9 protein-coding genes are annotated in these 9005 nt (G+C 71.5%); 6 read left to right on the forward strand and 3 right to left on the reverse strand.

Annotated features, from left to right (window positions below):
- Window positions 1-240: 240 nt before the first annotated feature.
- A complete protein-coding gene (locus NS220_RS18350; RefSeq protein WP_058625413.1) occupies window positions 241-888 on the reverse strand; it encodes a Maf family protein in 648 nt (215 codons plus the stop codon).
- Between the two features lie 132 nt (window positions 889-1020).
- Here NS220_RS18350 and NS220_RS18355 point away from each other — a divergent pair, with 132 nt between their 5' ends.
- From NS220_RS18355 to NS220_RS18370, 4 genes are all read left to right on the forward strand, one after another.
- Window positions 1021-2274, forward strand: a complete 1254-nt coding sequence (locus NS220_RS18355) for a class I SAM-dependent RNA methyltransferase (protein WP_058625414.1) — start codon at window positions 1021-1023, stop codon at window positions 2272-2274.
- A gap of 63 nt (window positions 2275-2337) precedes the next feature.
- Window positions 2338-3003, forward strand: a complete 666-nt coding sequence (locus NS220_RS18360) for a response regulator transcription factor (protein ID WP_058625415.1) — start codon at window positions 2338-2340, stop codon at window positions 3001-3003.
- A complete protein-coding gene (locus NS220_RS18365; protein ID WP_193755420.1) occupies window positions 2996-4267 on the forward strand; it encodes a sensor histidine kinase in 1272 nt (423 codons plus the stop codon). Before NS220_RS18360 ends, NS220_RS18365 begins: the two co-directional genes overlap by 8 nt.
- Window positions 4264-5301 (forward strand): hypothetical protein, encoded by a 1038-nt coding sequence (locus NS220_RS18370; protein WP_081323271.1) that lies wholly within the window; start codon window positions 4264-4266, stop codon window positions 5299-5301. Before NS220_RS18365 ends, NS220_RS18370 begins: the two co-directional genes overlap by 4 nt.
- Window positions 5302-5527: 226 nt before the next feature.
- On the opposite strand, the gene NS220_RS18375 is transcribed toward NS220_RS18370, so the two are convergent.
- Both NS220_RS18375 and NS220_RS18380 read right to left on the reverse strand, forming a co-directional pair.
- Window positions 5528-5770, reverse strand: a complete 243-nt coding sequence (locus NS220_RS18375) for an acyl-CoA carboxylase epsilon subunit (RefSeq protein WP_058625416.1) — start codon at window positions 5768-5770, stop codon at window positions 5528-5530.
- Window positions 5767-7356 carry an acyl-CoA carboxylase subunit beta gene (locus NS220_RS18380; RefSeq protein WP_058625421.1) on the reverse strand — a complete coding sequence of 530 codons (1590 nt, stop codon included), beginning with the start codon at window positions 7354-7356 and terminating at the stop codon, window positions 5767-5769. The genes NS220_RS18375 and NS220_RS18380 overlap by 4 nt, the downstream gene beginning before the upstream one ends.
- A 159-nt stretch (window positions 7357-7515) precedes the next feature.
- Between NS220_RS18380 and NS220_RS18385 the strand changes: the two genes are divergently transcribed.
- Both NS220_RS18385 and NS220_RS18390 read left to right on the forward strand, forming a co-directional pair.
- Complete coding sequence (locus tag NS220_RS18385; RefSeq protein ID WP_058625417.1) at window positions 7516-8298, forward strand: biotin--[acetyl-CoA-carboxylase] ligase; 783 nt, start codon at window positions 7516-7518, stop codon at window positions 8296-8298.
- Between the two features lie 56 nt (window positions 8299-8354).
- Window positions 8355-8909, forward strand: coding sequence for a PH domain-containing protein (locus NS220_RS18390; RefSeq protein WP_058625418.1), 555 nt, complete (start codon window positions 8355-8357; stop codon window positions 8907-8909).
- Window positions 8910-9005: the final 96 nt, after the last annotated feature.

The raw sequence follows: 9005 nt of genomic DNA on the forward strand, positions 1-9005 counted from the left end.
GCGTGGAGAGTGGAGTCAGGATAGGCTATATGGATCTGGTGGCATGGGTATGTATGTCTAATGAGTTTTGTAGAGAGAAACATGGTACACAGAGAGCTACACGCGGAAGATCGTCGGCAGCGTCAGAAGTGTAGAAGAGAAGGACCTTGGCGATCTTCGGCATCCTCCCAGCCTAGCGAGGGGGCACGCGGGCCTTTTGACACTCCTCGACAAGAAACGCCGAAAAACGTGTGCGGGACCCTACGAACGGTTCCAGAGATCCGTCCACGAGACTCCGAGTTCGCGCACCAGCCGACGTACCGTCGAGAGGGACATCCCCACGACCGTCGACGGGTCGCCCTCGACCCGCTCGATGAAGGCTCCGCCCAGGCTGTCGACGGTGAACGCCCCCGCCACGAGGAGCGGCTCGCCGCTGGCGACGTACGCGGCGATCTCGCGGTCGTCCACGTCGGCGGCGAAGGTCACGCTCGCCTCCGCGACAGCGTGCGCCTCCGTCGGCGGCGCGCCGGGGGAGAGGCGGAACACGCTGTGCCCCGAGTGCAGCACGCCGGTGCGCCCCCGCATCCCGTGCCAGCGCGCCGTGGCGGCCTCGGGCGTGTAGGGCTTGCCCAGGATCTCGTCGCCGAGCTCGAACATCGAGTCACCGCCGATGACCACGCCGTCGAAGGCGGGATCCTCCTCCCGGAGGCGCAGCGCGACCTCGGCGGCCTTGCGCCGCGCGAGGAGCAGGACGTGTTCGGCCGCGGGGAGTCGTCGCCCCTCCGCCGCCTCGACCTCGGCGATCACGGCCTCCTCGTCGACCCGGGGCGCCCGTGCTTCGGGCTCGATCCCCGCCTGTCGGAGCAGCATCAGACGGGCGGGAGAAGTGGATGCCAAGCACACGCGCATGCGTCCACGCTACCCACCGTGGCGCGCGGGCTGCCGCCATACCGGGGTGGCTGCCTCGGCGGGGTGGCTGAGCTTGTCGAAGCCCCCCCCGGGACCCGGCGATCTCCCCGCCGCGTGTGACAGGCTCGGACAATGCACGACGGCGACCTCATCGATCTCGACATCACCGGCATCGCCCACGGCGGTGTGTTCGTGGGGCGGCACGAGGGCCGCGTGGTCTTCGTCCCCGACACGCTCCCCGGGGAGCGGGTGCGGGCGCGCCTGACCGAGACGCGGAAGAAGTCGTTCTGGCGCGCCGACGCCGTCGAGGTGCTCGACGCGGCACCGGAACGTCAGCGGCACGTGTGGGCCGCGGCGGACATCGACGTCGCTCCCGAGGACCGCCCCGGCGGCGCGGAGTTCGGCCACATCGCGCTCGATCACCAGCGCCGCCTCAAGGAGCGCGTGATCCGGGAGGCGCTCGAGCGCGTCGGGCGTCTCGACCTCGCGGTCGACGTGCGCGCGGCCGGATCGCCCGACGACCCCGAGACCGCCGACGGCACCGGTTGGCGCACGCGCCTCAGCCTCCACGTCGACGAGGCCGGCCGCGTCGGTGCTTTCGCCGCACGCTCGCACCGCGTCATCGAAACCCCCGACGCGCCGCTGGCCACGGCCGAGGTCGCGCGCGCCGCGGCCGCCGCGCGGAGCACCGGACCCGGGCGTCTCGACCTCGTGCAGCCGTCGGACGGGCGCGTGCGCGTTCTGCCGCGACCGGACGGGTCGCGGGGACGCCCGACCCCCGAGGTCGTCGAGGAACGCGTGGGGGAGCGGACTTTCCGCGTCGACGCGGGAGGGTTCTGGCAGGTCCATCGTCTGGCGGCGCGGACCCTCACCTCCCTGGTCTCCGACGAACTGACCGCGGCCGGCGGAGTCGATCCCGACGGTCTGCACCTCGACCTCTACGGGGGTGTCGGTCTGTTCGCGGCGACGCTCGCCGAGCTCGGGGGCGCGTCGACGCGCGTCGTCAGCGTCGAGTCCGACCCGCGCGCCACCGAGCACGCCGGAGAGAACCTGGCCGAATGGGTCGGAGCCCGGGCCGAGACGGCGCGCGCGGACCGCTTCGTCGCCAGGCTCGGCGCCGACGCGTCCGAGCGTGAGCGCGAGCGTCTCGCCCGCGGTGTCGTCCTGCTCGACCCGCCGCGCGCGGGAGCCGGTCGCGAGGTCGTGGAGGGCATCGCGGCCCTCGCCCCGGCGAGGGTGGCCTACGTCGCGTGCGATCCCGTCGCGCTCTCGCGCGACCTGGCGATCTTCGCCGAGCACGGCTACCTCGCCCGGAACGGCATCCACGGCGTCGACCTGTTCCCGCACACCCACCACGTCGAAGCGGTCGTCGTCCTCCAACGATGACCCTCCGAGCGGGGGGATGTCCAGACCCGTGGTGAGCTACCGGTGCGCCGATACGATGAGGGGATGACGCGCGTCGCCCTCATCGATGATCACGAGTCGGTTCGTCTCGGTCTCGAGGCCGCGCTCGCCCAGACCGCCGCGACCGAGGTGGTGTTCTCGGGGGCGAACGTCGCGGCGTACCTCGACTGGCGACGCGCCGGGGTGGAGTCTCCGGCCGACGTGGTGGTTCTCGACCTCACCCTCGGCGACGGCACCACGGTGTCCGAGAACGTGGACCGCGTGGTGCGCGACGGCTCGAGCGTGATCATCCACAGCGTCGCCGACCGTCCGGCCGCCGTCCGCGAGGCGCTCGCCGCCGGGGCCGCCGGCATCGTGAGCAAGTCCTCGCCGACGCACGAGGTGCTCGGCGCGATCGGGACGGTCGCGCGCGGCGAGCTGCTCGACAACGTGGAGTGGGCCAGCGCCGTCGAGGGCGATCGCGCGTTCGCCGACGCGCAGCTGTCCGCTCGCGAGCGCGAGGTCCTGCGCCTCTACGCGGCGGGCCTGCCCCTCAAGGCTGTCGCCGACCGTCTGGGCGTGGCGTACTCCACGGCGAAGGAGAACATCACACGTGTTCGCGTGAAGTACGTCGAGGTCGGCCGACCCGCCCCGACCAAGGTCGATCTGCTGCGGCGGGCGATGGAGGACGGCATCCTGCACGACGCCCCCGAAGCCGGGACCGATGCCTGACGACCTCCGTTCGGAGGCCCAGCGGACGGTCCTCGAGGAGGCCTGGGGGCGGATCCCGCACTCGCGCGAATCGCGTGACGATCCCGGTTCGTTCACTCAGAAGCGCATCGAGCGCGTCCTCACCATCTTCGTCGGCCCCGCGTCGCTCGCTCTGGGTGCGCAGGCGCTCATCGCCGCGCTCGGACGCGCGGACGAGCGCGACGGCTGGCACCTCCCTCTGGCCGTCGGCGTGTTCCTGCCGTTGGCGGCGATGATCGTGGCGTGCGCGGCCGGACGGTTCGCGCGCGTGTTCGCGGGGATCTTCGCGGTCGTCTTCCTGATCGCCCTCGCCCTGTGGCCGGTCGCGACCGCCGGGGGACCGCCGCCGTCGCCCCTCGAGAACCCCTGGATCTTCTACCTCATCAACGTCGCGACGGTCGCCGCCGTCGTGGCGTTCCCGATGTCGCTGCAGATCGTGTGGACCGTCGCCGCGCCCGTGCTCTTCGGGGTGGTGCGGCTGATCCAGGCCGGGGGCCGGAGCGAGTTCTTCGTTCCGGTCGCGCTCGACGTCTCGTTCGCGCTGATCCTCGGCAGTGTCCTCGTCACCCTGACGTGGATGTATCGCTCGATCGCCGGCCACGTCGACGAGACCCGCGCACAAGCCGTGGCCAGCTACGCGGAGGCCGCCGCGACCGCGGCGACGGAGAACGAGCGTGTCGCGGTCGCCGCGCTCATGCACGACAGCGTCCTGGGCGCGCTCCTCGCCGCGGAACGGACCTCGACCCCCCGCGAACGCACGCTCGCCGTGAGCATGGCGCGCGAGGCGTTGACCCGACTGGCGAACGCCGAGAAAGACGCGCTGGAAGGCAGCGATGCGCCGGTGGATGCCGTCGGTCTCGCCGACGACATCGAATCCGCGGCGCGTGAGCTCGGGGTCGATCTCGAGGTCCGCCGCCGCATCCAGGAGGGGACCCCGCGGGTTCCGGGCCGGATCGCGAGGGCGCTCTCGCTCGCCGCCATGCAGGCGGTCGCCAACGCGGTGCAGCACGCCGAGGCGCGGGGGCTGTCGGTCGAGGTGTCGGGCTATGCCGATCCGGGCAGCGTCGCGGTGCGGGTGCGGGACGCCGGACAGGGCTTCGACCTCGCCGCGATCCCGGCCGATCGTCTCGGCATCCGTGGGTCGATCATCGCGCGCGTGACCGCGGTCGGCGGGCGCGCCGACATCGAGTCGGGCCCCACCGGCACGACGGTGACGCTCGAGTGGGAGAGCGGGGACCGCTGGTGACCGTCCGCGCCGCGCTCTCGGTGATCGCCCTGGCTTTCACGGCGTACCTCGCCGCCCGCGGACTGCTCTGGACGAGCCCGGAGACGGTGGAGCGCGGCTGGCTGATCATCGCGGCGCTCATGCTCTATCTCCCGGTCACGTGGTTGTGGATCCTGCTGCCGGGTTCGCGTCCGCAGGCGACCCCGGTCGCGACGCCCGGCGAACGGTCCTCCCTTCCGGGGTGGGCCGCGGCGCTTGCTCTGATCGCGTCGACGGTGGTGCCGAACGCCGCCTTCCTCGCGGTCACGCCGGACGGACGGACCCAGCCGTTCGTCACGTGGGTGATCGGCGGGATCGGGGCGCTGATGGTCATCGTCATGGTCCGTCACCGGCCGATCATCGCCTGGATCGGGATGGCGGCGCTCGCGGTCTCGGCCTCGGTGTGGCTCGGTCCGGTCTCGGCACTGAGCCTCGGGCTCGTCGGATCGCTGGTGTGGGTGTCCGTCGCTCAGCTCATGTCGATCGCCCTGCGGCGGACGGCCCAGGACGCGGCCCAGCTCTCCGAGCTGCAGCAGGCGGCCTCGGCGTGGCAGGCGGCCCAGAGCGGTCGGCAGCGCGAGCGCCGCATCCACGTGCAGCGCGCGCTCGCCGTCGCAGGTCCCGTCCTCGCCCGGGTCATCGAGACCGGCGGGAACCTGCGTCCGTCGGAGCGGACGGCCGCGCGCCTGGCCGAGAACAGCCTGCGAGACGAACTGCGCAGTCCTCGCCTCCTCGACCAGGGCGTGCGCGCCGAGATCGACGCGGCGCGACGCCGGGGGTCGGCGGTCACCCTCTTCGATGAGGGCGGCCTCGACGGGCTCGACGACGCCGAACTCCAGACGATCCGCGCGGAACTGGCCGAGATCCTGCGGGGTGCCGTGTCCGAGCGTCTCATCATCCGCACCTCCCCGCACAACGGGGTGGCGGTGACGGTCGTGGGCCGCTCGACGGGCGAAGGCGCGGGAGGAGACGACGACGAGGTCGACCTCTGGCGTGAGATCCATCGTCCGCGCTGAGCCGGAGCGGACCGAAGGCGGCCCCTCATCGACCAGGGGGATGGGGGTGAGGGGCGGCGAATGCTCACCCCTCACCCATGCGGACGGTTACCCGAAAACCGGCCGCGGTGGTCGGAGCCGGCTCGATGAGCGGTCCGACCGAACGCAAAAGCGTTCCAGCTCATCCAGTATTCGCGACGCTGGCGGCTTCGTCTGTAGGTATTTCGGGGGACAGTCGTCACCCGCGTCACGCGGTGAAGCTCTGCCATCCCGCCGTGCGGTCGAGCGGCGTGCGCAGACCGCGCGCCGACAGCTCCCACCGCGAGCGTGGGGGAGCGTCGGATGCCGTCGCATCGGCCACCTCCCGCGCGTACGCCTCGCTCACGACGACGACGGCGGCGGCCAGTTCCTCCTCGGTGGGAGTGCCGCGCACGACCTCCGCCACGACGGACGGCCGATCGGCTCCGGTCTCGGCGCGCGTGTCGCTCACAGGGGGATGTTCCCGTGCTTCTTGGCGGGGAGGCTCGCGCGCTTGTTGCGCAGCGCCCGCAGCGCCTTGGCGATCGACACGCGCGTCTGGGCCGGTTCGATGATGCCGTCGAGCTCGCCGCGCTCCGCGGCGAGGAACGGGGATGCCACGTTGTACGTGTACTCGTTCGCGAGGCGCGTGCGCACGGCGGCGACGTCTTCGCCGGCCTCTTCGGCGCGCTTGATCTCGCCGCGGTACAGGATGTTGACCGCGCCCTGACCGCCCATGACGGCGATCTCGGCGGTGGGCCAGGCGAGGTTGATGTCGGCGCCCAGCTGCTTGGAGCCCATGACGATGTAGGCGCCGCCGTAGGCCTTGCGCAGGATCACCGTCACCAAGGGCACGGTCGCTTCGGCGTAGGCGTACAGCAGCTTCGCGCCGCGGCGGATGACGCCGGTCCACTCCTGGTCGGTGCCGGGGAGGTAGCCGGGGACGTCGACGAGGGTGACGATCGGCACCGAGAACGCGTCGCAGAAGCGCACGAAGCGTGACGCCTTCTCGCCGGCGTCGATGTTGAGGGTTCCGGCCATCTGCGACGGCTGGTTGGCGATGATGCCGACCGTACGGCCCTCGATGCGGCCGAAGCCGATGACGATGTTCGGGGCGAACAGCGGCTGCACCTCGAGGAAGTCGCCGCCGTCGACGATCCCCGCGATGACGGTGTGGATGTCGTACGGCTGGTTGGGGGAGTCGGGGATGATCGTGTTCAGCGAGCGATCGGCATCCGTCGTCTCGAACTCGAACGGCGTCTCGTAGACCGGGATCTCGGCGAGGTTGTTGTCGGGAAGGTAGCCGATGAGGGTGCGCGCGTAGTCGATCGCGTCGTCCTCGTCCTCGGCGAGGTAGTGCGCGACACCCGAGCGGCTGTTGTGCGTGAGCGCGCCGCCGAGCTCCTCCATCCCGACGTCCTCGCCGGTGACGGTCTTGATCACGTCGGGGCCGGTGACGAACATCTGGCTCGTCTTGTCGACCATGATCACGAAGTCCGTGAGGGCGGGGGAGTACACCGCGCCACCCGCGGCCGGGCCCATGATGAGCGAGATCTGCGGGATCACGCCCGAGGCCGCCGTGTTCAGACGGAAGATCTCGCCGTACTTGCCGAGGGCGACCACGCCCTCCTGGATGCGGGCTCCACCGGAGTCCAGGATGCCGATGATCGGGATGCCGCTTCGCAGAGCGAGCTCCATCACCTTGATGATCTTGTCGCCGGCGACCTCGCCGAGTGACCCGCCGAAAGTCGAGAAGTCCTGCGCGTAGACGGCGACGGTGCGGCCGTGGATCGTGCCCGTCCCGGTGACGACGGAGTCGCCGTAGGGGCGGGACTTGTCCATGCCGAAGGCTGTCGTGCGGTGGCGGACGTACTCATCGAGCTCGACGAAGGAGCCCGGGTCCACGAGCATCTCGATGCGCTCGCGCGCGGTGAGCTTGCCCTTGGCGTGCTGCTTGTCGCGAGCGGCGGCTTCGGCGTCGACGACCGCCTCCTGGAACCTGTTGCGCAGGTCCGCGATCTTGCCGGCGGTGGTGAAGAGATCGGGCTGGTCGGTCACGCCTTCCACCCTAGCGACAGCCTCGTCACCGACGTTGGAGGGTGCACACAAGCGAATCCGCGGGGCACTGTGGCATCCGTCCAGCTCCCTTCTCTCCGATGCTGCGAACCGGACGCGCAAGCGGATGCCGTCACCTCGCGGATTCCCTAGGGTGTGGGCATGCCGATCCCCGAAGCCGGATACCCGCGCACCGCCGCCGTCAGCCCCCGCGTCCAGGTGGTCGAGACCACCGACTCCACCAACGCCGACGTCGTCGCCGCGGTCGCCGCCGATCCCGCGGGGTGGCCGCACCTCTCGCTGCTGATCACGAGCGACCAGCGGGCCGGGCGGGGCCGCCTCGACCGCAGCTGGACGGCCCCGGCGGGGACGGCGATCGCCGTCTCGGTCGTGGTCGACGCCTCGACCGTGCCGCTGACGCTGCGCGGCTGGATCCCCCTCGCGGCGGGCGCGGCGATGACCCGGGCGGTGGGCGCCCAGCTCGCCGGACGCAGCGGCAGGGTCGAGCTGAAGTGGCCGAACGACGTGCTCGTGGACGGGGGCAAGATCTGCGGCATCCTGGCCGAGGCGGTGCCCGGCACCTTCGACACCGTGGTGGTGGGGGCGGGTGTGAACACCCGGATGAGCCGCGCCGATCTTCCCGTGACGACCGCGACCTCGTTCGCCGCGATCGGGGCGGAATGCGACGAGGACCGTCTCCTCGCGGACTACGTCACCGGGCTCTCCGAACTGCTGACCGCCCTCTCGGGCGGGCGGGAGGAGCGCGTGCACAACGACATCGAGAAGCTCTGCGCGACGGTGGGTCGCGAGGTGACCGTCTCGCTGCCCGACGGCACGACCCTCTCGGGCCGCGCGACGCACCTCGACGGAACGGGCCGGCTGGTCGTCGAGGCGGGGACCATCGTCGAGGCCGTTTCGGCGGGCGACGTCGTCCACGTGCGCTGAGATCGCCTTCCGCGTGTGCGCCGTGAGGTGCGGCGGGGACCCCGCACAATGAAGGGGTGACCCAGCCGACCAGCTACGGAGGGCGCCCGCGCATGCCGGCGCCGGGTGCCGCGGCGCCCGAGCTGCGTATCGCGCGCATCCGTTCGCACGCCCGGCGCCTCGCGTGGTCGGCCGTCGTGCTGATCGCCGTGGCGGGGGCGACGGCCTACTTCTACGACAATCTGCCCGCTCCGTTCGAGAACTGGATGCTGGTGAGCGCGGCCGCGGCGGCCGTGCTGCTGCTCGTCGTGCTGCCCTACCTCGTCTGGCTCTCCCACTCGTGGACGATCACGACCCGACGCGTCATCGAGCGCTCGGGGTTCTTCGGCTCACGCCGGCAGGAGATCTCCCACGTGCGCGGGTATTCGATCCAGATGCGCCGCGGCGTCCTGCAGCGCCTCTGGGGGGCGGGGACGCTCACGCTGTCGAACGGGGTCGAGCCGCCGTTGCGGATGAAGAACGTGCCGCAGGCCGTGCTCGTGCACGAGACGCTCGTCGACCAGGTCGAGGTCAACCAGATCCTCGCCCACCGCGACTCGCAGTCGTTCGGCTCCGGCTCGGTCGGCGTCTGACCTCGGGTCCCGTCGACCGGCTCAGGGACTTCGCGCGGGGCGAAGGGCTCAGCGGGCGAGGGGCTCAGCGGGCGAGGGGCTGAGCCTGTCGAAGCC

This window comes from Microbacterium testaceum (assembly GCF_001476655.1).
GTDB lineage: Bacteria > Actinomycetota > Actinomycetes > Actinomycetales > Microbacteriaceae > Microbacterium > Microbacterium testaceum_C.

What these genes read in the sequence shown, in the direction of transcription:
- NS220_RS18350 (WP_058625413.1), bottom strand. Translation starts at nt 888, where the DNA reads ATGCGCGTGTGCTTGGCATCCACTTCTCCCGCCCGTCTGATGCTGCTC.
- NS220_RS18355 (WP_058625414.1), top strand. Translation starts at nt 1,021, where the DNA reads ATGCACGACGGCGACCTCATCGATCTCGACATCACCGGCATCGCCCAC.
- NS220_RS18360 (WP_058625415.1), top strand. Translation starts at nt 2,338, where the DNA reads ATGACGCGCGTCGCCCTCATCGATGATCACGAGTCGGTTCGTCTCGGT.
- NS220_RS18365 (WP_193755420.1), top strand. Translation starts at nt 2,996, where the DNA reads ATGCCTGACGACCTCCGTTCGGAGGCCCAGCGGACGGTCCTCGAGGAG.
- NS220_RS18385 (WP_058625417.1), top strand. Translation starts at nt 7,516, where the DNA reads ATGCCGATCCCCGAAGCCGGATACCCGCGCACCGCCGCCGTCAGCCCC.